Origin of the sequence: Ruegeria sp. HKCCA5763 (genome assembly GCF_013034545.1) — a bacterium.
GTDB lineage: Bacteria > Pseudomonadota > Alphaproteobacteria > Rhodobacterales > Rhodobacteraceae > Ruegeria.
The window spans coordinates 70,342-95,637 of sequence record NZ_WQGF01000006.1 but is presented as its reverse complement, the minus strand read 5'-3'; the positions used below and the strand labels follow the sequence as shown (position 1 = coordinate 95,637).

Sequence of the window (25,296 nt, the reverse complement as noted above, 5' to 3'; positions counted from 1 at the left end):
CCATGTTTGTGTTGGGAGGGTTGGGAAGTGGAAGGCAGGTTTCCCAACCGATACCTGCCTTCCAGGTGGTCCCTTCTGCAGTGGGACCGAACCAGAGGGGCGGCATGGCGTCCGCCCCCCGGCATGCTTTCATCAGGCGATATCGCGCGGCGCAAAGGACATCGTGCGGAACGAGGTCTTGTAGGGGCTCGGCCCCAGTTTGCGCAGCTTGGCAACGCCCATCTTGTAATTGTAGTTGCCGCTGATCCAGTCGACGATCCGGCCCTCAAGCGCGTTCGCAGGCTGCTGCATGTGCAGGAAGTCCATGTAGACCACGCTTTTCTTGATGGCGGGCGTGACCATGGCCACGGCGGTGATCGCCGCTTTGGTCAACTCGATATGCCCGTTCTCCATTAGTTTCGAGAACTGAAAGTCATCGCCCTCCACACCCAGCAGCGTGTGTTTGTTGCCCGGAACGCGTTCCGAATACACCATCACATAGTCGCCGCTTTCGATGCCGCGTTCAGCCGCATCGTCGGGATGGATTTCGACCCAGTTTTCCGGCCAGCGCTGCACGATATACGGGCGGCGACGGTCGTCGAAGCCGGACTGCCAGCGTTCGTTAATACGACCCGAAGTGGCCCAAAGCTCGCCTTCGTCCTTGTTGGGTTTCAGCCATTCCCAATAATCCGAGAACAGGCCCCACGGCGATTTCTGAATGTTGCACTTGCCGGTTTGGCTGTTGAAATGCGTCAGCTTCTTGTTGAACACATCCGCGCCGGCTGCACCGGTATCGGGCAGCGTGCGGGTTGTGTCGTGCAGACGCTTGGTTTCAATCAGCGTTACGCCATCGGCATCCAGCATGACCGGGCATTGCACACCATCAGTGCCAAACTCACGGACCTTCTGGTGCAGGCTTTTGCCCTCTTTCTTGGCCAAACGATAGACAGCGTGGAAGTCCTTGCGCGACCCGCGGGTAAAGCGCACGGCTTCTTCGGCGACTTCGTTCGAGCTCTGCCAGTCGAACCCGTCAAAACCCATCCGCTGTGCCAGTTGCGCGATGATCCACCAGTCGGGTTTTGCCGCACCGGGAGCATCATAGAACTTCTGATAGAGACGCAGACGGCGTTCACCATTGGCGCGCAAGAAGTCCTCTTCACCCCAGGTCGCTGCGGGGAACACGATGTCGGCGTAGCGGTTGCCGATCGGGTCCTGCAGATAGATGTCCTGGTTGATCACCACCATGCCACCGCTGTCGGCGCGGGCCTTCAACGTGTCGATCATCTCTTGCTTGTCGAAAGAGGCGATCTGGTGCGGGTTGCGAACGGTTAGTTCCTCGAACTTGTCGGCCAGCTGTTGGCTGCCGCACATGGCCTGGATCCATGTGGTGCCGATCACGTGGGCCATACGGGTATGACCTGCGATCAGGTACCGGTCGGTATCCATGGCGCGGCGACGGCGACCCGGCAGCTTCTCGGGCGATTTGTTGCGCGGATATTTCCCGCCCTTCACGCCGCCACGCTGGTGTCCACCGGCCCGGCCAATGACCTGACCCGGACGACCACCACAGCCACAGATGATGCCTAGCGCGGAAATCGCCTGTGTGTTGCCGGTGTTGTTGGACCAGTAGAACCCTTTCTCGATCATGACCGAGGTTTTGGGCCGCGTGCCATCCGCCTTGGGTTTGGCAAGCCATTCGGCGGCAGTATAGATTTTCTGCACATCGATTTCGGCCATGGCGGCTGCGTTCTCGGGCGAGAACTCGTCTTGCGACAGCAGCCACTCTTTCCAGTCTTCAAAGCCTTTGGTCTGGAACTTGCCCCAGGTCGTGCGCCACTGCCATGGCGTGTTCCGGGTGCCCTGACCAAAGCCGGAGGAGCTTTCCCATTTGTTGTTGACCCATTTCTTGATCCAGTCGCTGTCTTCCCAGCCATTTTCCACGATGACGCGGGCGATGGCGTTGACGACCAGCAAGTCGGTACCGGGCAGAACATCGATATGCAGACCACCCATCTTGACTGCATGGGCCACACCGGCCGAGCTACGCGGGATCAGATAGATCTCTTTCTGGCCGTTCTGCATCCCCTTCATCATCCACTGGGTATAGAGGATAGTCTTGGTCTCATATGGATCAGTGCCGCAGACCAGCAGGGTTTCCGCGTCACGCCAGTCCTCATAGGAGGGGCCAAAGTTGTCAAAGCCCGCATCCCTGAAACCGGGGGTCGAGGTCACATCGGACGGCGTGTCGTGGAAAGTGAAGTTGGCGGTGTTGATATGGCGCAGCGCGTATTTCGAGATCGCATAGGTGTTCTCGATATACTGATAGCTGAAGGTTTTCACGCCATAAGCGTTGGTGCCGTGCTTGGCGATGACGTGGTTGCCCACCTCGGCCGCCACATCCAGCGCCAGATCCCACGGAACTGGCATCAATGTGCCGTAGATCCGCATCAGCGGTGTCTTCAGACGGTCGCGTGTCGGTGTCTGCGGGTTATAGCATTTCTGCGCGATACACCCGCCCCGCAAGGAACTGTCGCCGTCAGTGTTGACGTATTGCGTGTCCTTGTCAGGAATGATCACCACATGGTGCGGCTGGCCTTTGTGCAGCACGATATTGTGCTGGTTCGGCGCGACCCAGGCACCCAGAGGTGCAACAGGGAAATCCTCGCCAAACGCGTTTTCGTCCGCAGTTGGGCCACCGGGTTTGGCCGTCACGGGCCAGCGGTAGACTTTGTAACCACAGGCCACGATGCAGTAATCACAGGCGGTCGAGATGACCTCGGCGCCTTTGGGCGGCAGCGGGACGTTTGTTTCGGGTACGTAATACGGGGTTGCCATGATACCGTCTCCCCTTATGCAATCAGGTTGTCGTAACGGCCATAGATCAGGCCGAACATGCCAACGGCGTAGATGTCATCACCGTCCAGTTCCAAAAGAACCTGCGGTAAAGACTGGTAGGCTTGCCCCGAAACGAGGATGCCGTGCCGTGTCACGTCATAGGTGGACAGGTGCAGCGGGCACGGGCCCAGCACCTTATGTTCGGGCTTGTAGCTGTCATACATCGACCCGCCCTGGTGGGTGCAGGTGAGGTTGAAGGCCACAACGTCCTTTTGCGGACCGATGCCACCGCCGCTTTCCACGCCGGTCTTGACCAGGATCGAGTCCGAATAATCGCCCTCATCCGGGTAGTAAAACTCGACCGGCTCATCCTGTTTCAGTTCGGACAGTTTGCCGATCAGCTTGCGCGGATAGGTGGATACAAGGGCGGGAACCTGTTCGGCCTGGCCGTGACGGGTGGGCATGGCCACCATCACGGCAAAGGTCGTGGCACCCGAGGCGAACAGGAACTGGCGGCGGTTCACGGTGCAGGCCTTTTTGGCCTCACCCGAACAGCTGCATCCGGTTGCGTTATGATCTTTCATGACGCTTACTCCTCTGCTGCCGCGGGAAGCGGCTGGTAATCCGGCAGATCAGGTTCTTCGACCAGAATCTCGTCACCGGACAGGGATTTCAGGAAGGCCACCAGATCCGCTTTTTCCTGATCGTTCAGGCCAAGCGGCTGGATCAGATCGGATTTGGTTGCTGCGAATTCATTTTCGCCGCCGCCCTGATTGTAGAACTCGACCACATCCTCGAGCGTCTCCAACATGCCGTTATGCATGTAGGGTTCGGTGTAGAGGGTGTAGCGCAGGGATGGTGTACGGAACTTGCCCAGATCGGCCTTTTCCTTGGTGCGGAAATAGAAGCCGGGGTCGTCTTTGGTGTGACGATAGAAATCCTCGGTCGAGCCTTTGGCATAGAGCTCATACCGGAAGGTCACTTGTGCCAGACCATCATCTTCCCAGCCGCTATAGGGCGGCACGCCGGTGTTGTAGTATTTCTCATCCGACAGCAGCGCGCCGTTGTGGCATTCGGAACATTGCGCCTTGCCGGTAAACAGCTCAAGCCCGCGTTTCTGTTCCTCGGTCAGCGCCGCATCATCCCCGCGCAGATAGTTGTCGAAGGGCGTGTCGGTCTGAACAATGGTCCGCTCAAACGCGGCGATGGCCCGCCATGCGTTGCTGATGCGCGGCCATTGATCACCGAAGACATCGTTAAAGCGTTCGACATATTCGGGAACAAAGGCCAGACGCGCCTCCATCATGTCGGCCTCGCCGTTGCCTGCTACCGCACCGCCTGCGGCGGATTTGGCCTGGCTTTCAAGGCTTTTGCTTGAGCCCGCCCAGAACAGTTTGCCGTAATAGGCCGAGTTCACGATGGTCTGGCTGTTGCGCCAGTGGGTCGTGCCCGGATAGCCGAACGAGATCGGGGCTTCGACATCCCAGCCCACATCCGGCAGATGGCAGGACGAACACGGGGTCGATGGGTTACCGCCCAGACGGGGATCGAAAAACAGCATCTTGCCCAGTTCGATCTTGGCCTCGGTCTGGGGGTTGTCCAACGGGATTGGGGGCTCACCCAATGCCACAAGCGGCGCATCAGGGTCGGGGTCTGCCCCACCGATGCCGGCCTCAATCTCCATGCTGGTTTCCGCGATAGCCTGCGAACCAAGGACCGCAAACAGGGCAGCGGTGGCGATTGTGCCTGAAAGGTAAGACTTAAGGTCTTTCATGGGTCCACTCCTCAGTTTGTTGCGTCTTGCCAGTTTTCGATCGGCGCATAGTCCGTATCGATCTCTTCGGCGACGAAGTCGGGGCCGGTCAGCGGATCGCCGGACAGTGCCTTGAGGAAGGCCACCAGCTGTGCTTGCTCGGTCTCGTTCAGGTTCAGCGGTTTGATGCGCGGATCCTTGTTTTCGTCGTCACCACCACCTGCGTTGTAGAAGGCCACCACATCTTCAAGCGTCGCGATCGAGCCGTTATGCATATACGGAGCTGTATAGGTCAGCTCGCGGAGCGTGGGTGTCATGAAGGTGCCGAACGTGTCGGCGGTGTGGGTACGGATATACGCACCAGGATCGGCGCGCAGGTTCATGTAGTTCTCGACGCCGAGGAACTTCATCATGGTCACGAAAGTGATGTGACGTTCCGGAGTTGCCCAGATATCGGGATTGTCGCCAACGCCGATATTGTGCGGCAGGTCATCGGTGAAGCGCTCGCCCGAGTGGCACGAATTACAGCCGCTCGCGTTGAACAACTCGTACCCCGCTTTGGCCTCATCCGACATCTCACCGGTGTCGAAGGGTGCCCCGCGCGAGATCAGCGTTTTTAAATATTCCGGAATCGCATTGCGGACACCGCCGTTCGAAGGCTCGCCAAAGCCGGCGGCTTCGAACATCTCGACATAGACGGGGTCCTGCTTGATGCGTTCTTGCATCAGACGCATGTCCATATTCATCGAGTATGTCTCGGTGATGCTTTCGCGGGTCACGTCGTTGAGGTTGGTGCCTATGCGCCCGTCATGGAACCACGCTGCCCGCTTGGCGCTGTTGATCAGCGTGGGAACATTGCGGAAATGCAAGCTGCCGGAATAGGCATCCGACAGGGCCTGCCCGTCGGTAAACCCGTTTTCCGGCTGGTGGCAGCTGGCGCAAGACAGCTCGGTGTCGCCGGACAGGCGCGGATCAAAAAACAAACGTTTGCCAAGGGCCGCCTTGGCGGGGTCGAACTCTATGGCTTCTACCGGTCCCGGCTCATCCGCCAGGGCCTGGTGAACCGGGAACGCGACGCTCATCGTCAGCAGCGAAGCTGTCGAAAGCGCCGAGAACCATGTTCTGGCTTTGGTCATCATCTAAAAGCCCCTTTATCGCTAATCCGATCTCTCCGGGTGATTGGGGATCGGTATGGCGAACACTAAGGGTCAGTTGTTTCGTGAGAATTTGACCTTTGTTAAGTTTTAAGAAGAGATGTTAAATAATGTTACAAACTCAGGTCATCTGAGACCGGATAATTCGGGCAAGTGACTGAATTTCAAGCGGCTTTTGAACCATGATTGGGGAAGCCCCGGCAACGGACACCTCGGCATCATCGAAATAGCTGCTGATCAGAATAGCAGGCAAGTCTGACCGGATTGCGCGCACGGATTCGATCAGGTCCGTCCCCCGCAGGCCGGGCATCATCAGGTCGCTGATCAGGATGTCATAGCTTTCCGGAGCTTCACGAAACGCCTCGCGCGCTTTCAACGGATCGGAATAAGCTTCGACACGATATCCGTATCGCGTCAGCAGCCGCCGCGTCACGTAAAGGATGTTCTCGTCATCGTCGACCAACAGGACATGTTCGTCCCCTGCCACTGCTTCGACCTCAGCCTGATCTTCGGGGCTGAGCGCGGGCATCAACGGATAGAACAAGCTGAAACATGTGCCCTTGCCCGGTTCTGAATGCAGTTCGACACGACCATGACATTCCTCGACGCTGTTGTGCACGATGGTCAGACCCAGACCTGTGCCTTTGCCGACGGGTTTTGTGGAAAAGAAAGGTTGGAACACTTGTTGCTGCAAATCCTCAGCAATGCCAGGGCCGGTATCGCTGACGTCTAAACGGATCACCCCAATAGCGCCGTCCGGCAAATCGTCCAACGCACCCTTGTCGACCAGGCCGATACGCAACGCAACCTCACCTGGCTGATCGCCCATAGCCTCAAACGCATTGTGACACAGGTTCAGAAGGGTCTGAAAGAACAGTGTGCCATCAAAATCGGAAAAGGCAGTTTCGACCTCGATATCAAAGCGCGTCTGAACGCTAGGCGGGGCAGATACCCGGATCAGATCCAGCGCTTCTTGCGTGGCTTTGACCATATCGCCGCGACGGGGGTTGCGCGGTCTTTGTCGGGCGAAGGTCAGCATCTTGCGAACCAATGCCTGAGCCCGGCGCGCAGCGATGCGAATATGGTTGACCGAGGTCTGGATGTCGTCAATCCCTTCCGCATCCAGTTCGATCAAATCGGCGTTTCCAGTGATACTCATCAACACGTTGTTGAAATCATGCGCGACCGAGCCTGCCAGAATACCCACAGCTTCCATCTTCTGCACTTGGGCAAATTGCTCATGCGTGCGCCGGGTTTCGGTAATGTCTTCGCCAATCCCGATATAGTGCGTGACTTTGCCGTTCTGATCGACCAGCGGGAAAATCGCAGTTGAAACCCAATAATGGCTGCCATCCTTGCTGAGATTCCGAAACACGCCATACCAGCTTTTACCACGTTGCAATTTCTGCCTTAGATCGGCGTAAACCCCCTGTCCCGAATGTCCCGATTGCAGCATTCTGGGCGTGTGCCCATAGACCTCATCCGCCTCATATCCGCTGAGGTCAAAGAACTTGCGATTGGCATATTCTATCTTCAGCTCGGTGTCTGTGATGATGATCGAAGCCGGACTTTGTTCGACAGCCCGCGCAAGCTTGCGCTCGGCCAGTTCCACTTGCTCGCGCAGTTCCAACTCAGCCTTCAAACGACGATTGGTCCGCAGGATGTTTGAGATCAGCAACGTGGTCAGGATGGCAATAACCCCAACCACCGCTATTAAACCGACCAGCAGAACCGAGAAGCGGCGCACCAGCTGTTCCCCTTCAGAGAACGCCTGAACCATGTCCGACAAGCTTTGATCGCGCTCGGTGATCCACAGTGCCTCCAGCGTAGAAAGCGCCGCAAGCGCGTCACTGTCGTCGACCCGCACCAAAGCATCTATTTCTTCGGCACGCAGGCCGGCTGCTATGCCCGCCTCAATCTTGGGAATATTCCCGATATATTCCAGCGCCACCCGTTCGATGCGTTGCAATGCATCCAATTCAGTCTGCGACGGCGCGGCGTTGCGGTAGGTTTCGATGGTTGTCAGAAGGTTCTGCGACTGGGATTTTAAGGTCGGCGAGTATTCTGCGTCGTGCCGCAGGACGTAGTTTTTGAAGTTGTGAATCAACCCGCCATAGCCGAAATATCCCCGGATTTCCGATATCCAATAGCCGCGAGGGGTGGTCTCGACTGAATAGCCCTGCCAGACCTTTCGCATTTCACCGATCCGGTCTGTCGTTTCGCGCGACATGTACAGGAACACCGACAGGATGAAGACCAACGCGACCCCCATGGCGATGGCCACTCCAAGCGGTGCGGCCATAGATCTTTCGGATGTTTCACCTGTGGCCGTCGCGGGAAGGCTGTGCCTGAAGACCATGATACCTCCGACCTGATCCTTGCAGTGTGCGTTTACCCTTGGTACCCGCTTCAAGCGAGTATTGCGAAGAGCCTATAGCGCGGCAAATCGCGCAGAAGTCGGGTTGCGGATTCTCTCAGACGATGCCAGCCGAATGCCAGACGTGTTTGACCGTCATGTAATTCTCAAGCCCCTCTGTTCCGCCTTCACGGCCAGAACCACTGGATTTCACACCGCCGAAAGGCGTTTCCGGCATCGACGCTTCAAGCGTGTTGATCGACAGGTTTCCTACTTCAACCTCATCGATCAATCGGTCGATGTAATCCGCCCTGTTGGTAAAGGCATATCCGGCCAGACCGTAAGGGACAGAATTTGCCTGATCGATTGCCTCATCCAATGAGGCCACGGGGTTTATGACCGCCACGGGACCAAAAGGCTCTTCCTGCATGATCCGCGCGGTATCGGGAACGTTCAACAAGACTGTAGGTTGAAAGAAATAGCCCTGATTGCCTATCGGCGCGCCTCCCGTGGCGACAGTTGCCCCTTTGGCCCGTGCATCCTCGACCAATTCGGTCAGGGCAGGCACGCGGCGTTCATTGGCCAGCGGGCCCATCTCGACCCCTGACTCCAAGCCGTTGCCGACAACTGTGGCCGCTGCCCGTTTCACAAAGTCATTGGCGTAGAGATCAAAGATGCTTTGGTACACGAAAAAGCGGGTCGGCGACGTGCATACTTGCCCGGCGTTGCGCATTTTTCGCACCGCACCAGATGTCGCCGCCGCCTGAACATCCGTGTCTTCACAGACAATGACCGGCGCGTGGCCGCCCAACTCCATCAGCACACGCGTATCATGCTGGGCCGCAAGGGTGGTCAAATGCCGCCCAACACCTGTTGAACCGGTAAAAGCCACCAGACGCACGGGGTCTTGTGGTATCAGATATCCGGACACTTCTGCTGGCTCCCCAAATACCAGGTTCAGAACGCCCGGAGGCAATCCCGCATCTTCAAACGCTTTGGCAATATGCAACGCCCCAGCAGGGGTTTCTTCCGCAGCCTTAAGGATCACCGAACAGCCCGAAGCCAACGCACCAGCGATTTTCCTTGCCGGTTGGCTCATGGGGAAGTTCCACGGGGAAAATGCTGCGACAACTCCGATTGGCAGGCGATGCACCGCGAATTTGTGACCCGGAGCCGCCGGAATGATCCGCCCATAAGTCCGCATGGCCTCGCCAGCGTCCCATTCAAAAAACTCGGCCCCGCGGATCACTTCCAGCCGGGCTTGCTTCAGGGGTTTGCCGTGCTCCAACGTCATTGAGTGCGCAATCGTGTCGATACGGTCCCGCATCAGGGCTGCGGCGCGCAGGATTGTATCCGCGCGCTCACGCGGAGACGTGCGGCTCCAAACGCGGAAACCTTTGACAGCCGCCTCCAACGCATCATCCAGATCCTTCACCGATGCGCAGGGCAACCGCCCAAGCTCTTCTTCGGTTGCCGGGTTGATCACCGGGATATCGCGGTCGGTTTTTCGCCACGTGCCATCAATGAACAGTTTAAGCTCTGGATACATGAAGCTAACACCTCTTTTAGCGTTGTTTTCAGATCGCTCGATGCTTCGCATTACTTCAAGTGAATTGAACAAATACGGGTATCACTTTGGCGAATAGCTGGCTTGTTTACCCTGCGCTGCCTTGTGCAGTGCCGTTTTAAACGCCCGCCCGGCAGGTGACAGATCATCGTCAGCACGAAAAGAAACACCGATCGGCCCCTGACCGAAGGGCACGTTCCAATCAACTTTGGCAAGGTGACCATGTTCGATATCCTGCGCAACAACCTCGGCTGGCATAAGACCAATCAGGTCGCGCGACTGCAGCAAGGCGCGGTTCGTCAGATAAGACACCGACTCGATCATGACCGGTGGCACATATTGCTGCTGCCCAACAAAGAAATGATCGACCTGACGCCGCAACGTAGTCTCTTGCGGGGGCAGTATCCAGCCAAAGGGTTTGGTTTGAGCAAACGTCACGTCTTTGCGACGGACAAGCGGATGTTGAGGGCCAACAACCGCTAAGATTCGATCCTCGAACAGTTTTTCCTGCCGAATCTTGTCGCGATGCCGGTGTGACGGCAGACGGCCAACAACCATATCGATCTCACCCGACAGAAGTCGAGGCATCAGAACTTCGTTCGTGCCCTCGTTGATCTTGACCGCAACATTCGGACGGTCTTCCAGCAACAGTTCAATGCCTGCAGGCAAGAGACTGGTTGATGCAGCAAGCAATGTACCCACAACGACACGACCCGAGTTACCCTCGTTCAGATCATCCAATTCCTGCGCGGCATTCGAAACCTGCGCAAAGATCAGTTTGCCGTGACGGATCAGGGTCTCTCCGAAAACGGTTGGCACCACCCCACGATTGGTGCGAGTGAACAGTTTGACCTCAAAATCCAGTTCAAGATCTTGGATCATTTTGGTGGCCGCAGGTTGAGAAATGCCCAACTCTCGGGCCGCGTTTTGAATGTTGCCATGCGCACCCACGGCAACCAGCAGACGCAGTTGACGCAGTTTCAGGCGTGTCAAAGCACGATCAACGATGCGAGAGTGACGCCCAACCATGGTTAAAGCACAATCGGATTATTAAGCTGGTTCAGTTTGGACAGCACACTCATCGCTGCAAGCGCCGAGCTTCTTGGATTGTCAGGCAGTGCTGTGCCACTGATCCGAAACTGAAAGGTGCCAAAATCGCCTTCAGCCTCGATCTCGTGAATGTTCTTTTGGATCGTTGGGTCTGCGATCAGACGAACTTGTGTGTCATCAAATCCCAATCCTGCCAATGCCACGGCTGCCGCGACATTTGCATTCTTTGGGTAAGACAGCGCCGCCTCGCGGGCAGAACCCTGGAAATGGGTTTTTGCGTCACTCAACTTGTCGAGATCCAGGCTGTGTTCGGCAAGCGATCCTTTCCACCCCGCTGGCGGCTTACGCCCAACATAGGTAACAGATGTGAGCGAACCGACCGCCGCTGCGCTCAGGCAATCCAAAGCGCCGATGGCACCACTGGCCAGATGCAAGTGTCCCCCACCCTGCCGTGCCGCGCTTTCCAACCGATCTGCGGTCTTCCGGTCCGCCAGTGCACCGACAGAAACACTGATGATGTCGATACCTTTAGCAAGTATGAGCGGCCCCAAACCGGCCAAGGCCTCATGCCCGGCGCAATCCAAAACCATGTCGGTGCCGTCTGGCAAGTCATCAACCGAGCCAACAAATAAAGGCGTTTTTGACTCAACACGATGTGGTCTGACGAGAAACGCCACCACTTCGTGCTCATGCTTTGGTAAGGCGCGCTGAACATATTGCGCAATTGCGCCGGTTCCAATGATTGCTATTTTCATACCTGAATCCTAGACCAGCACAGAAGAAATCTGAATTGGTAAGTTTGCGGTATAATTTTTTCAGATAACCATTTCCCCGAAATCGGGCTGGATCGACTGTCGCAGTGTGCTTTTCATGGGGCCAAAGCCACTGGGACTGCATTCTATGAAATACACCAAACACGACGCAAAAGCTTATGCCCGCGAGAACATGACAGGGATCTGGGCTGCAGCATTGAACCCGTTCAATGAAGATCTGTCCTTGGATGAACCCGGGCTGCGCGCGAATATCCGGCATTGGATAGACGATCTGGACATTCAGGGCCTGTTCTTCGCCGGCAAACAGGGCGAGTTCTTTTCGATGAGCATCGAAGAACGCAAGCGCAACTTCGAAATTGCAGTCGAAGAATGCGCGGGCAAGGCCGGGGTGATTGTCTCGGTCTCGGATCAGAACATGAATACGGCGTTGGAATTGGCCCACCATGCCCAGAACTGCGGCGCGGATTACATCGTGCTGCACGCGCCGGTTCTGAGCTTTGTGCAGGATCGCGGTGAGGTTCTTTACCAATATTACAAGCGGTTCTGTGACGAACTGGACATCGGCATCGCCATGTGGAGCCATCCGGACAGCGGTTATCTGATGCAACCCGAAGAATGCGCACGCATAGCGGACTTGCCGAATATCGTGGCCATCAAATACTCAGTCCCTCGTGAGATGTATGTGAAGCTGACACATATGGTCGGAGACAAGATCCATGTCTCAACCTCAGCCGAACATGAATGGCTGGACAATATCCTGGAACTCGACTGGAAGCTCTATCTCTGTTCCTCCCCGCCTTATCAGCTGCAAAGCAAGGTCGATCAGCGGATGAACGAATACACACATTTGGCTTTTGCCGGAAAGGCGGATGAAGCGCGACGTGTGTTTGACAGCCTCAACCCTGTCCGGGATGCCATGAAACGCACGCGCCCGGCGGGTAAACCCACGGCCTTTGGAAAATACTGGCAGGAATTATTGGGTCAGGTCGGTGGCCGTGTGCGCCCACCAATGCTGGAACTGACCGAGGCCGAGAAGACGATCATTCATAAGGCATTCGACGAATGCGGCCTTCGCGTCTGACAAGGCTGCGCACTGAGCTGTATAAAGAAATCTGATAGCTAGATCCTGAAAATTTCTTTGCCGTTGTGGAAAAACACATCAAACTTTCGACGATAGGGAGTGGGACATGTCGAAACTGCAAGCATTTAACTTCAAGGCCTGGATCGACGAACACCGCCATCTGCTCAAGCCGCCTGTGGGCAATCGTCAGGTTTGGGAAGATGCCGATCTTATGGTCACGGTTGTTGGCGGCCCGAACAAGCGAACGGATTATCACGACGACCCGGTCGAAGAGTTCTTTTATCAGCTGGAAGGCGACATGGTGCTGAAAATCTTTGATGGAGAGGAGTTCTATGACGTTCCGATCCGCGAAGGTGAAGTGTTCCTGCTGCCACCGCATGTGCGCCATTCTCCGCAACGCCCACAAGAAGGCTCTATCGGGCTTGTTATCGAACCAAAACGCCAGACGGGTGAGCTGGACGCCATCGAATGGTACTGCTTCGAATGCGGATCACTGGTGCATCGCGCAGAAATGCAGCTAAAGTCCATCGTTGATGACCTGCCTCCGGTTTATCAGAAGTTCTATGCCTCGGAAAAAGATCGCACTTGCCCAAATTGTCAGGCGGTGCATCCGGGCAAGGAACCACCCGAGGGCTGGGTTACATTGTGAAATAAGATCAAAACAGGGGAAGTCATGAAACATATTGTAAAAATTGCCGCCTCTGCGGCTGTGCTGGCAATGTCATCCGTTGCCGCTCAGGCCGAAGAGTTCCGGTTGGGCCTGATCACGCCGCCACCGCATATCTGGACCAAAGCCGCAGAGGCCTTTGGGGCTGAGTTGAATGAGGCCAGTGGCGGCACGCATTCAGTGTCGGTTTTCCCGGCGCGCCAGCTGGGGAACGAAGCTGAAATGCTGCAGCAATTGCAAACCGGCGCGTTGGACATGGCCTTCATGACAGTCGCGGAAGTGTCGAACCGCGCGCCCGAGTTGGGGGCTTTCTACGCTCCTTATTTGGCAGATGACATTGGGCACGCAGGGCGCATTCTTCGGTCTGACACAGCCAAATCCATGCTTGAGCCGCTACCGGGTCAAGTTGGCGTCGTGGGCTTGGGATATGGTATGGCCGGGCTGCGTCAGATCGTCAGCCGAGGCGAAGTTTCATCCGCCGACGATCTGTCTGGCCTGAAGCTGCGGATCACGCCGTTTACACCTATCCTCGACTTCTACAACGCGGTAGGGGCAGCGCCTACGCCGATGCCATTGCCTGCGGTCTATGATGCTTTGGCCAACGGCCAGGTCGATGCCATCGATATGGATGCCGAGTTGATTTGGGTTCTGAAGTATTATGAGCACGCTGACACCATCGTGCAGTCGGATCATATGATGTTCCCGATGGTTGGTCTGGTATCGGCCAAGGTCTGGGCGGGTTTGTCGGAAGAAGACCGGGCGATGATTTCTGAGCTGATGGCCAAACACGTCGACAGCACCATCGACGCCTATGTCGAAAACGATTCTAAATGGCTGGAGCAGATCGAAGGCACGGGCAAAGCCTACAAAAAGGTCGATGCCTCGTTCTTTGGCGATGCGATTGAAGAGTGGAACGGGATCTGGTCCGAGAAGACCTCTTCCCTTGACGCTTTGCGGCAGACTGCGGCAGAAACAAAATAACGAAAACGGCATGACGGAAAGGGCGCAGGTCGATCCTGCGCCCTTTTTCTCGGGAGAACAGCGATGTTGTATCGGCTGTCGGCTGGCTTGGCGCGGGTCGAATTGTGGTGCGCTGCCTTTCTGGCGGTCTGCATAACCGTTTTGATTTTGCTGAATGTCGTCACCCGCACGGCGGGTAACGCCCTGTTCTGGGTCGATGAACTGGCGATTTACGCGATGGTCTGGATGACCTTTCTGGGCGCGTCCGCCGCGTTGCATCATCGCAGTTCGGTGTCGATTTCCATTCTCTCCGACAATGTGCCGGATCACGCAAAACGGGTAATCCGCAAGACGGTCGATGTCGTTGTGTTCGCCTTCTCCGTCACGATGCTGTGGTTCTGTTGGCTCTGGTTTCTGCCGCTGGACATCGCGCTCAGCGGCTTTGACACCTTGGCTTTTCAAGGACAGACGTTCAATTTCATCTATGCCGAGCCGACACTGACCCTGGGCCTGCCAAAATACCTGTTCTGGCTTGTCATGTGGCTGTTTGCGCTTGGTGCAACTTTGCATTCCACCATGCACTTGCTGAGCGCCCCTACGAAGGGAACGCTAACATGAGTCCCATCGTCTTTCTGGCGACCCTGCTTCTGTCTGTCCCAGTGGCAATCGTGCTGGCCATCACCGCCATCTGGTACATCTGGGAAAGCGGCAACACTGTTCTTTATGACAGCTTCGCGCAGAAAATGTTCGGGGGTCTTGAGAACTATGGCCTTTTAGCCATTCCGCTTTTCATGCTGACCGGCGAGCTTATGAATGAGGGCGGAATGACCCGACGCCTTGTCGCGCTAGCGCGGGTGTTTGTCGGCGGGTTTCGTGGCGGGTTGGCTTATATCAACCTGCTGGCCAATATGTTCATGGCGGCGATCATCGGCTCTGCCACAGCACAGATCGCGGTGATGTCGCGCGCTATGGTCCCAGCGATGGATGAAGAAGGCTATGACAAAGGCTTTGCCGCCGCGACCACAGCCGCTGGTGGCTTATTGGCCCCGGTCATTCCGCCATCGATGATGTTCGTGATCTTTGGTGTGCTGGCCCAGATCCCCATAGGTGATATGTTCATTGCGGGTATTTTGCCGGGCTTAATTCTGGCTGGTGCTTTCGCGCTGGTCATCACTTTGATTGGTTGGCAGCAACAGTTTCCCAAAGGCCGCTGGATGACGCGGGCCGAGGCTTTCCGGTCCCTTATCAGCGCCGCTCCGGCCTTGCTGATCCCGCTGTCGATCATCGGCGGCATCCTGTTCGGGATCGCCACCCCGACCGAGTCCGCCGCGATTGCGTCCCTGATCGCCTTTCTAGTGGGCTGGTTGGTGTATGGCGATCTGAAACCGAAAAACCTAGCCGAGATGTTCAAACGCACCGCTGCCAATGCCTCGATGATCCTGTTCATGATTGCGGCCGCCAGTGTGTTTGGTTGGGTCATTATCTACGAAGAGATACCGCAGCATCTGGCCGGTTTGATCACATCCGTCACCTCGAACCCCTTTGTATTTCTGCTGATTGTAAATCTGGCTCTGTTGCTGGTTGGAATGGTGATCGACGGCATAGCAGCGATTATCCTGATCACACCTATCCTTCTGCCCATTGCAACCGGGTCCTATGACATCAGCCCCTATCAATTCGGCATAGTTGCCTGTTTGAACCTTGTGCTTGGCCTGCTGACACCGCCTGTCGGGATCGGATTGTACATCGCCTCATCTATGAGCGGTACCACACCGGGCTCAATCCTCAAATCGCTCTGGCCCTTCCTGATCGCGGTGACATTGGTTCTGCTTTTGCTCAGCTATTTCCCCAGCCTGTCGACACTGCTGATCTGAGGGGGAACCAAACGCTCATCTTCGCGACAGGAAAAACTTGCGCTAAACTTTACAAAAGTTGTCCGCTAGATTGAACCTAACGCCGTTCTTAGCACTCGCAGGGAAGAACATGCTGCTAGACACCCCAATCTGCAATTTTGGCTGGAAGGCCCCGGACTTCACGCTGAAGGATCCCAACGGCCAACTTTTCACGATGTCCGATCATCTGCGAAACGGACTGTTGATCGCCTTTATTTGCAATCATTGCCCATATGTTAAAACGCTGGCAGATCGGCTGACGCAGGACATGGACCTGTTAATGTCAAAGGGGATTGGAGTCTTGGCGGTGATGTCGAACGACTATCGCGACTATCCTGAAGATGCACCGGATAGAATGTTGGAATTCGCGCGCGAAAACGGGTTTAACTTCCCGTATCTGGTCGACGAAGAACAAACCGTTGGCCGAGCATATGGCGCAGTCTGTACACCCGATTTCTTTGGACTGAACGCAAATGGCTTGCTGCAATACCGTGGACGTCTGGACAATCTGCGCCGCGGCGAAACCGGAGCGCGCGTGCCGGAACTTGTCGATGCGATGCTTCGAATCGCCGAAACCGGCCAAGGCCCTCAGGATCAGACACCATCGATGGGTTGTTCGATCAAATGGACCCACGGAAGCGTTTAGGAGCAACGCGATGAACGTGCAGTACCTTGTTGCCACAACACACTCTTGACCCGCGCGGCCCTGTCGTTCTTGATAAGATCAATCGTCCCGCGCGGCCCAGACGCCGATCTTAGGGATCATACGAAAACGCGAAGAGCTTGGCATCGTCGCGTCTGAGTCATTCGCGAGGTCACATGGCAGATATCTCAGACTGGCTGAGCAAGCACGGCTTATCCAAATATGCCGACGCCTTTTCCCGGCATGAGATCGAGTTGAGCGATCTCTCGGAACTCAACGATGACGACCTGATCACAATTGGATTGCCGTTGGGTCCAAGACGGCGCTTTTTGAAGGCCATCCGCGAAGGCACGCAGGGACGTTCAGTTCCCGAACGCAATATTGTCGCCGAACGCAGGCAGCTGACGGTGATGTTCATAGATCTTGTGGGCTCGACGCCGTTGTCGCAACAGCTCGACCCCGAAGATCTGGCCGAAGTTTTAAGGCTGTTCAAGGAAACCTGCGCCGCAGCCGTCGCCGCATATGACGGACATATCGCCAGCTATTATGGCGACGGCATCATGGTGTTCTTTGGGTTTCCTCACGCGCATGAGGATGATCCCGAACGCGCGATACACGCGGGCTTGCGGATCATTCGCGAAATCCCCAACTTGCAGACCCACGCACAGCTTCAGGTGCGTATCGGTATCGCCACCGGCCTGGTCGTCGTTGGCGATCTGCGTGGTGAAAAGATGTTCGAGGATGGCACAGCGATGGGCGAAACCCCAAACCTCGCCGCGCGATTGCAATCCATGGCCGACCCAGGCGCCCTAATCATTGCGCCAACGACACACGAGCTTGCGGGCGATACGTTTGAATATGAACGTCGCGGTACATTTCAGTTGAAAGGTTTCGCCAAAGAGGTTGAAGCCTGGCAGGTCACCGGTACGCGCCAAACTCTCAGCCGGTTCATGGCCTCGGATGACACAGCGATGAGCTCGCTTGTCGGTCGAACGCTTGAATACAAAACCCTGCACAGCAAATGGGATTTGGCCCGGCAAGGGCATGGTCAAGTGGCGCTAGTGTCAGGCGAAGCAGGGATCGGAAAATCCCGCCTGATCGAAGAGCTGAGCCGATCGATTCCCGAAACCAAGTTCCAGCACATCCGGTTTCAATGCTCACCTTATCACGATGCCAGCGCACTGTACCCCGTCATTCGCCAGCTTGAGGCCGCGGCAGAATTGCGAGTGGACGACAGCGCGACGGAGAAACTGGACAAGTTAAAGCGCTTGTTTGGCGCACCGTCTGACCTCACGCTGAAACTGGCTGCATTACTTCTGTCGGTTCCATTCGAGGATCAGTTGGGTCCGCTGGATCTGACGCCTGATCAGTTGATGAAACAGACGCTGGACATGCTGGTGGATCATCTGCTTGAAACAGCCGGGAAGACTCCGCTGCTTGTGCTGTTCGAAGATGCGCATTGGATCGACCCAACAACAAAATTGATGCTCGACCTTGTTGTTGAACGCCTCGCTGATGCACCTGTGCTGATGGTGATGAGTTATCGCACGGGCTTTGATCCGGGTTGGACCTTCACCTCAAATCTAACTCATGTCGACTTGAAGCAGTTGGGTTTTGAACAAATCAAAGAAATCGTGGACGGCGTCGCCAATGGCAGACCTGTTCCAAAAGCGGCTTATGATGTAATCGCGGCCCGTTCCAACGGCGTTCCACTTTATGTCGAAGAAGTCACCAAGGACCTTATTGAGACCAACTTTCTGATTGATGGCACCGACACCTTAGCGGCTGGCGGTGCGTCGGCCTCATCTTCCGTTCCCAAGACACTGCATGATGCCTTGATGGCCCGGCTAGATCGACTGAGTTCGGCCAAAGAAGTGGCCCAGATAGGGGCGGTGATCGGACCAAATTTCTCGTTTCCTCTGATCGCCCAGGTTGCGCGGTTGGACGAAAGGGCGTTGCGGGCAGGTCTGGATTTGCTGGTGGAGGCAGACATCGTGAACAGCTCGGGCACGGTTCCAGAGCAGACCTTTACCTACCGTCACGCCCTCATTCGCGACACGGCGTATAACAGCCTTCTGAAACGCGAACGGCGAGGGCTGCACGCCCGCGTGGTCGAAGCATTGAAACAGACCAAACATCAAGACGCAGCAGTCGGCCCCGAGATACTTGCCCATCACTACACGATGGCAGACATGCCGAAGGAGGCGATCGATCATTGGTATCTGGCTGGGCAACGCTCTGTCGAACGGTCGGCTGCGGTCGAAGCGGTGACACAATTGGGCCGGGCCGTCGCCTTGCTTGAAAAGATGGACGACTCTGTCGACCGGGATCGAAACGAGACCCGCATTCAGGTTCTGCGAGCAGGCGTTCTCCGTTCGACTGCAGGCATTGCGGCCGATAAAACGGGCGCCGCTTACGCGCGAATACGCGACCTGTGCAACCGGCTGGGCGAAACCGAACAGCTTTTCCCGGTTCTCAATGGCCTTTACGCTTATCATTTGGTGCGGGGTGAATACAATCTGGCCAAGGACACTGCAGCGCAATTGCTGGATCTGGCAAAACTTGACGAGGAATCGCATCACACCATGATCGCGCATCGGGCCATGGGCGCCGTGTTGCTGCATATCGGGCATCTGGAATCTGCTTGTGATCACCTAAAACAGGCGCTGAGTTTGTATGATCCGGAACAGCACAGCCGACTGGCCTATGTCTATGGCACTGATCATGCCGCCATTACGTCCTGTTTTCTGAGCATAGCGGTCTGGCTTCGCGGCGAGCCAGACCGTGCCCTTGACATTCAGCTTCAGGCTGTGTCGGCGGCACAGGATTTGAAACATGCACACAGCATGGCGCAGACATTGACCTATCTTTGCATGCTTCATTTGCTGAGGCGCGACCCCCAACAGGTCTATCCTGTTGTGGCACAGCTGGAAGCGTTGGCTGTCAAACATGCGTTCCCGTTTATGACTTTAACAGCCAATGTCTGGCGCAGTTGGGCAGACGCACAGACAAATCCCAACCCAGACACCCTCAGCGTGATGCGCGACGCAGCCGAGGCTTGGTGGGCCAGTGGGGCCGGAAACTACAAACCCTTGTTTCTGACCGCGATGGCCGAGGTTGCTTTGAACGCGCAAGATTCAAGGTCCGCGCTGGACCTGCTGAACGAAGCACGTGCGCAGCAAGATTTAACCAATGAAGGGTGGGCGCAGGCTGAAACAGATCGAATCGAAGCGCTGTTACAGTCCTCGGACAAGCCAGCCGACCACCTGTTTTCGCACGCCCTGCAATCTGCGCGCGATCAGCAAGCCAGAATGTTCGAGCTTCGCGTGGCCGTAGATTATCTGCGGACCTGTCAGCGCTGCGGGCGTGCGCCCAAGGTTCCCCCTGACATCGAAGGCATACTAGACGCGATTACCGGCAGCACGCAAAACAGAGATGTCGCAGACGCCTTGGTTCTGCTCGAAAATACGCGACCTTCATAAGATCTGGCACCTGCTTTTTGCGTGAAGATGCTTGCGAAGGAGTGGCCCCGACCGAGAATAATCAGTCACTACTGTCACCAAAAGACAGACCTGCCGCCACACGGTTGGATCACTGATCCATGCGTCCTGCATTGTTGTGAACAGAGCCGATCAATCAATCCTATCCGGGTTGGCGCTATCTTTCGCTCGGATCGTTTTCAGCATAATCACGCAGAACGTCGATGTCCGCGATATCGGCGTGGTTCCTGTTGATCTTTACGCCAACTGTTTTCAAACGCGAAAACGCGCGGCTCAGACTTTCGGGTTTCATACCCAGACGCCCGGCAATCAACATCTTGTCATAGGGCAATTCAACTTCGCAGGTGCCACTTTCGACTTCACACAAATTCAGCAGGAACTCAGCTACGCGCTGCGCGCCTGTCTGCGCCTTGAGTTGCTCAAGCTGAGCGACCAGTGAATGCAGATGCGTAAAGGTAGCCGCCAGAATTGAGACACCTATTTCCGCGTCCTCTCGCATCAACGACAGCAACACGGGGCTTGGGATGTGCATAACTTCACAGGGGGACACGGCCTCGGCGGATACAGGGTATGGCACATCACGCAGGGCCACGGCCTCACCAAAGCTGTCGCCTCTGGTGAACACGCTCACCACCGCTTCGGCACCTGTCGGAGTAACCCGGAACAGTTTGACCCAACCGGCCAGAACAACATGGACTGCCTTTGCTTCTTCTTCCTGAAGAAAAATTGTCTCACCCCGGTCGTATTGTCGCCAAACGGCCTGACGCAGCAAAGTGTCGACATGCTGCTCAGGCAGGCTGCGCAAAAGCAGTGACTGGCGCGCAATTGCCTTTTGAGCCTCATGTGGCATGCAGGCGTCCCCCTGTTTGTCCGTTCCGGGCAGCGCCCGAATGATCAACCTTGACCAATGCTATGCCAAAGCCCGTTGCGGCGTACCACCCCTATTCTTGTCCCCAAACTTGACAATTGTCATGTCACGACCAGATCAGCTGACTTAAGCTCTGCTCAAAGCCAGTTATCCCGGGAGATGTCAGATGGACTTCGAGCGATTTTTCAGCCAGAGCCTCGATACTTTGAAGAACGAAGGCAATTACCGGGTTTTTATCGATTTGCAACGGCGTTGCGGGGCTTTTCCGAACGCCCGGCAGACCGACGGGCCAGTCCAGCGGGATGTGCGGATCTGGTGTTCAAACGACTATCTGGGCATGGGCCAGCATCCGTCGGTAATCACGGCTATGCACGATGCGCTGGACCGCTGCGGTGCTGGCGCGGGCGGAACGCGCAATATCTCGGGGACCACGCATGACCACGTGCTTCTGGAAGCTGAATTGGCTGAACTGCATGGCAAAGAAGCTGCGCTTCTGTTTACCTCGGGTTATGTTTCCAATTGGGCTGCGTTGGGAACGCTGGCTGCGAAAATTCCGGATCTGATTGTTTTCTCCGACGCGTTGAACCATGCCTCGATGATCGAAGGCATTCGCCACTCACGGGCGCAGAAGGTGATCTGGAACCACAATGACCTTGAGGATCTGGAGGCTAAATTGGCCGCCGCCGACCCCAACGCGCCCAAGATGATCGCATTCGAGTCTGTCTATTCTATGGATGGCGACATTGCCCCGATCAAAGAGATTTGCGATCTGGCCGACAAATACGGCGCAATGACCTATCTCGACGAAGTCCACGCCGTCGGTCTTTATGGCCCTCGCGGAGGCGGCATTGCCGAGCGCGAAGGGCTGATGGATCGGCTGACCGTTATTGAAGGCACATTGGGCAAGGCCTTTGGTGTGGTGGGCGGCTATATCGCGGCCTCTGCCGCGCTGTGTGATTTCGTCCGCAGCTTTGCCAGCGGGTTCATCTTCACCACCGCATTGCCGCCGTCGATCGCGGCTGGGGCTGCGGCCTCGATCCAGCATCTGAAACAATCGAGCGCGGAACGAGACTTGCAAAAACAGCGGGTGGCGCAGGTTCGGGCCCGTCTGGATGCCGAAGGCATTCCTCATTTGCCCAACCCCAGCCACATCATCCCGGTGATGGTGGGCGATCCGGTGAAATGCAAGTTCATCTCGGACACGCTGCTGGAAGAATTCGGCATCTACATTCAGCCCATCAACTATCCCACGGTTCCCAAAGGCACCGAACGCCTTCGGATTACGCCGTCTCCGGTTCATACGGACGAGGATATCGACCATCTGGTCGGTGCGCTTTCAGCCCTGTGGCAGCGCTGTCAGATCGCGCGCATGCCAATGGCCGCACAATAGTTCAAAGCACCCCTTTGCTTGAAAAACTGCCGCCCTTCGGGGCGGCACATTTTTGTTCAGAGCAGATAGAGGACGAAGACGATCAACGCAAAGCCCGTCAGAACCCCGGAAAACCCACGCAGCAAGGCCGGGCTGGTCGCGAGATCCAGATACTGCGCCAGAATGATGCGGCACTTGAGCAGCGCAAGACCCAGAATACCAGCGCCGACGATTTTAGGTCCAAGCGGAAACAGCGTCAGCAGCGCCGATGTTAGGCTGAGCGCCAACAGGGTGAACCACGCGCGTGTGAGCGCGTTTGGGAGCCTCCGGCGGGAGTATTTGTGAAAAGATGAACACGCAGGCATTTTAATTACCCAAGCAGGTAGATCACGGGGAACAGCATGATCCAGACCAGATCGACCATGTGCCAGAACTGCGCGCCTGCTTCGATATTGCGTGGATCGTCGCGCCAGGCCACCACGAGAAGGATTCCGACCCCGGCCAGAACATGGGCGGCGTGGAAGCCCGTCAAAAGGTAATAGAACAGAAAGAAGGGGTGGGTTTCATAGGTGATGCCCTGTGCGGCCTTTCCTGCGTATTCCACACCTTTGATACCCAGGAATACGATCCCCAACGCAACTGCAGCCACTAGAGCAAACCGTGCCTTGAACCGTTCCGCGGCGCGACGCCAGTGCAGAGCTTGCGCGGCCAGGTAACCCGACGTGACCAGCACCGCAGTGTTGAAGGCAGCTCCGGTGCGATAGAGATGCGATTGCGCCTCGGCAAAGCCCACAGGATCGGTCAGTCGCACGCCCATAAAGGCAATGAGGCCAGCACCGAAGACCAGCAGTTCCGATATGATCAGAACCCACATCAGCAACTCGCCAGGTAATTCGTCGATCAAGGAAGCGTTGCTCATGCCCCGACCAGCTGGCGGTAGATTTGAGGCAGGGCCATGGTCAGGCGGTGCGGGTCGGGGATGACAGCGAAACCGCCCTGCCCGAACATGCGTGGGAACCAGCTTTTGCCAGTTTTGTCGATGGTGACGCCAAAAACCGATTGCCCGGCACGGCGCGCCTCACGTACCGCCATGCAGGTGTCTTCAATACCGTGGCGGCCTTCGTAATGGTCGAGGTCGTTGGGCTTGCCGTCTGTAATAACCAACAACAACCGACGCTTGCGGGATTGGCTGGCCAGATCGGCAGAGCAATGGCGGATCGCCGCGCCGAGCCGGGTGTAGTGACCCGGTCGCAGTGAGGCAATACGTTGCTCGACCTTAGCCCCCATTGGTTCATCGAACCGCTTGCAGCGCTGCACATAGACACGTTGACGTTTCAAAGAACTGAACGCGTGGATGGAAAAGTCGTCGCCACAGGCGTTTAGACCCCAGGCAAGCGCGGCCAAAGCCTCGCGTTCGATGTCGATCACGGCGCGACCTGTGACCGCGCTTTCGGTCGAGCGGCTGACATCCAACAGAATCGACACCGCCAGATCACGGGCTTCCGGGCGCGATTGCATCCAGATGCGCTCGTTTGCTTCGCCGCTCGCCATTCGCTCAGTTTCGGCCCGTACCGCAGCTTCGATGTCCAGCTGGTCTCCGTCCAGATGGCCTCGCGTCATCACCCTACCAGGGCGCAGAGCCTCGAACTGGCGTTTCACAGCACGGATACGGCGGGCAGTTGCGGGATCCTTGCCAAACTCGGCCGCGTCTTCGCGGATATCGGCATCTGAAAGCAGAACATTGACGTGATCCGGCAGATATTGCCCGGTCCGCACGTCCCATTCAGGATAGAGAATCCGACCAGATAAGCGTTCGCGATTCACATCCTCTGGCGCAAGGTCCAGATGCAGTTTCAATTTGGTTGGCGGCGCTTTTGAGATCTGACCCAAGCCGATCTCTTCCTGATCGTCAGCGGCTTTCTTGGCATTGTCAGGATCGTCGTCATCGATGCGGCGGTTGATATTCAGGAACTCGGCCCAGCTGAGGATCGCTTCGAATTTGTGCAGTATGAAACTGTCACTGCGCTCGGCCTGATCGGACTTTCGGCGGCGGGCCCGGTGAGTTTTCTCACCAGACTCTTCAGGTTCGCCCTCAGTCTCGGGGTTTTCCACCTCGTTATGTTCGGAAAACCCAACCGCCCGCAATTCGGGCCACAGGGGAACCGGGCGGAAATGTTGATAGCCCCGCGGCGCAGACAGGTCGTTATCTACTGCAGTCAAAAGCTGTTCGGCTCTTGAAGACAGAGGGGCAGGGTCGCCCAGCATATGACGGACAAGCTCTTCTACTGCTGCCTCATCGGGCGGCAGGTCGGGAACGTTACGGTGATGCAGAACGCCCTTGCACAGCTCGGTATAAAGCGGACGGAGCCCGGGGGCGTTATCTAATGTTGCATCGACCATGTGTTGAGCAGCGATCAGGGCGCGCAGGTCAGCGCGTAATGCGTCATCTTCGTCGATGCGGGTTCCGGCATGAGCCGCAGCGGCGGCCAGCCAGACATAAAGCGCGCCATTTGCTTCACGCGCAGGGAACACAGCCAGGCGATCCGGTAGCCGAAGCACTTCACCGTCAAACGATGCGCGGGGCATCAGTTCGACCTCAGTCGCCAATCGGCGCCGCCAGCTTAGGCGGTGGCGCGAAACCTCGGGTGAGACCGGGCGCAATTCAACGCCCGGACTACCCCCAAGTCCTCGAAAAAGGACAGCCAGCCGCCCCGCGACCTGAGACAGGTCAACCGCGGCTCCTTCATGCACCTGGGGTGCATCGAGGCGACTGGCTAGGGTGTGCCACAGTTTCCCGATCGTTTCTTCGGGTTCCCATGGCTCAAAGTCGATCTTGACCATCGGCCGGC

General features: G+C 56.6%; 20 protein-coding genes. 8 read left to right on the top strand and 12 right to left on the bottom strand.

Going from position 1 to position 25,296, the window contains the following annotated elements; genetic code table 11:
* Positions 1-132: 132 nt before the first annotated feature.
* The 8 genes from GOV89_RS11980 to GOV89_RS11945 form a co-directional block, all read right to left on the bottom strand.
* Complete coding sequence (locus tag GOV89_RS11980; protein ID WP_171238293.1) at positions 133-2,814, bottom strand: arsenate reductase (azurin) large subunit; 2,682 nt, start codon at positions 2,812-2,814, stop codon at positions 133-135.
* Positions 2,815-2,828: 14 nt separating this feature from the next.
* Positions 2,829-3,398 (bottom strand): arsenate reductase (azurin) small subunit, encoded by a 570-nt coding sequence (locus GOV89_RS11975; RefSeq protein ID WP_171177111.1) that lies wholly within the window; start codon positions 3,396-3,398, stop codon positions 2,829-2,831.
* Positions 3,399-3,403: 5 nt separating this feature from the next.
* Positions 3,404-4,588 carry a cytochrome-c peroxidase gene (locus GOV89_RS11970; protein WP_171177114.1) on the bottom strand — a complete coding sequence of 395 codons (1,185 nt, stop codon included), beginning with the start codon at positions 4,586-4,588 and terminating at the stop codon, positions 3,404-3,406.
* Between the two features lie 11 nt (positions 4,589-4,599).
* A complete protein-coding gene (locus GOV89_RS11965) occupies positions 4,600-5,706 on the bottom strand; it encodes a cytochrome-c peroxidase (protein WP_245223287.1) in 1,107 nt (368 codons plus the stop codon).
* 136 nt (positions 5,707-5,842) lie between these two features.
* Positions 5,843-8,080, bottom strand: coding sequence for a PAS domain S-box protein (locus GOV89_RS11960; RefSeq protein WP_171238292.1), 2,238 nt, complete (start codon positions 8,078-8,080; stop codon positions 5,843-5,845).
* A 115-nt stretch (positions 8,081-8,195) separates the two neighbouring features.
* Complete coding sequence (locus GOV89_RS11955) at positions 8,196-9,626, bottom strand: NAD-dependent succinate-semialdehyde dehydrogenase (RefSeq protein WP_171238291.1); 1,431 nt, start codon at positions 9,624-9,626, stop codon at positions 8,196-8,198.
* Positions 9,627-9,707: 81 nt separating this feature from the next.
* On the bottom strand, positions 9,708-10,673 hold the full coding sequence (locus tag GOV89_RS11950; RefSeq protein WP_171177120.1) for a LysR substrate-binding domain-containing protein: 966 nt from the start codon (positions 10,671-10,673) through the stop codon (positions 9,708-9,710).
* 2 nt (positions 10,674-10,675) lie between these two features.
* Complete coding sequence (locus tag GOV89_RS11945; protein ID WP_171177122.1) at positions 10,676-11,449, bottom strand: aspartate dehydrogenase; 774 nt, start codon at positions 11,447-11,449, stop codon at positions 10,676-10,678.
* Positions 11,450-11,594: 145 nt separating this feature from the next.
* Here GOV89_RS11945 and GOV89_RS11940 point away from each other — a divergent pair, with 145 nt between their 5' ends.
* The 7 genes from GOV89_RS11940 (at position 11,595) to GOV89_RS11910 (ending at position 20,192) form a co-directional block, all read left to right on the top strand.
* Positions 11,595-12,548 carry a dihydrodipicolinate synthase family protein gene (locus GOV89_RS11940; protein ID WP_171238290.1) on the top strand — a complete coding sequence of 318 codons (954 nt, stop codon included), beginning with the start codon at positions 11,595-11,597 and terminating at the stop codon, positions 12,546-12,548.
* 106 nt (positions 12,549-12,654) lie between these two features.
* The gene (locus tag GOV89_RS11935; RefSeq protein WP_171177126.1) at positions 12,655-13,197 is read left to right on the top strand and encodes a 3-hydroxyanthranilate 3,4-dioxygenase; all 543 of its coding nucleotides are present in this window, start codon (positions 12,655-12,657) and stop codon (positions 13,195-13,197) included.
* Positions 13,198-13,221: 24 nt separating this feature from the next.
* Positions 13,222-14,196, top strand: a complete 975-nt coding sequence (locus GOV89_RS11930; RefSeq protein ID WP_171177128.1) for a TRAP transporter substrate-binding protein — start codon at positions 13,222-13,224, stop codon at positions 14,194-14,196.
* 63 nt (positions 14,197-14,259) lie between these two features.
* Positions 14,260-14,793, top strand: a complete 534-nt coding sequence (locus tag GOV89_RS11925; protein ID WP_171177131.1) for a TRAP transporter small permease — start codon at positions 14,260-14,262, stop codon at positions 14,791-14,793.
* Positions 14,790-16,049 (top strand): TRAP transporter large permease, encoded by a 1,260-nt coding sequence (locus GOV89_RS11920; protein ID WP_171177133.1) that lies wholly within the window; start codon positions 14,790-14,792, stop codon positions 16,047-16,049. Before GOV89_RS11925 ends, GOV89_RS11920 begins: the two co-directional genes overlap by 4 nt.
* A 109-nt stretch (positions 16,050-16,158) precedes the next feature.
* Positions 16,159-16,713 (top strand): thioredoxin family protein, encoded by a 555-nt coding sequence (locus GOV89_RS11915; protein ID WP_171238289.1) that lies wholly within the window; start codon positions 16,159-16,161, stop codon positions 16,711-16,713.
* Between the two features lie 173 nt (positions 16,714-16,886).
* Positions 16,887-20,192: an adenylate/guanylate cyclase domain-containing protein gene (locus GOV89_RS11910; protein WP_171238288.1), complete on the top strand. Its 3,306-nt coding sequence runs from the start codon at positions 16,887-16,889 to the stop codon at positions 20,190-20,192.
* A 175-nt stretch (positions 20,193-20,367) separates the two neighbouring features.
* Here the strand turns inward: GOV89_RS11910 and GOV89_RS11905 are convergent, their stop codons facing one another.
* The gene (locus tag GOV89_RS11905; RefSeq protein WP_171177140.1) at positions 20,368-21,060 is read right to left on the bottom strand and encodes a Crp/Fnr family transcriptional regulator; all 693 of its coding nucleotides are present in this window, start codon (positions 21,058-21,060) and stop codon (positions 20,368-20,370) included.
* Between the two features lie 184 nt (positions 21,061-21,244).
* On the opposite strand from GOV89_RS11905, the gene hemA reads away from it, so the two are divergent.
* A complete protein-coding gene (gene hemA, locus GOV89_RS11900) occupies positions 21,245-22,468 on the top strand; it encodes a 5-aminolevulinate synthase (protein WP_171235100.1) in 1,224 nt (407 codons plus the stop codon).
* A 56-nt stretch (positions 22,469-22,524) separates the two neighbouring features.
* Here hemA and GOV89_RS11895 read toward each other — a convergent pair whose 3' ends face one another.
* The 3 genes from GOV89_RS11895 to GOV89_RS11885 form a co-directional block, all read right to left on the bottom strand.
* Positions 22,525-22,734, bottom strand: coding sequence for a nitric oxide reductase F protein (locus tag GOV89_RS11895; protein ID WP_245223281.1), 210 nt, complete (start codon positions 22,732-22,734; stop codon positions 22,525-22,527).
* A gap of 83 nt (positions 22,735-22,817) precedes the next feature.
* On the bottom strand, positions 22,818-23,366 hold the full coding sequence (locus GOV89_RS11890) for a cytochrome c oxidase subunit 3 (RefSeq protein WP_171177146.1): 549 nt from the start codon (positions 23,364-23,366) through the stop codon (positions 22,818-22,820).
* Positions 23,363-25,288, bottom strand: a complete 1,926-nt coding sequence (locus tag GOV89_RS11885) for a nitric oxide reductase activation protein NorD (protein WP_171177148.1) — start codon at positions 25,286-25,288, stop codon at positions 23,363-23,365. Before GOV89_RS11885 ends, GOV89_RS11890 begins: the two co-directional genes overlap by 4 nt.
* Between the last annotated feature and the right edge of the window lie 8 nt (positions 25,289-25,296).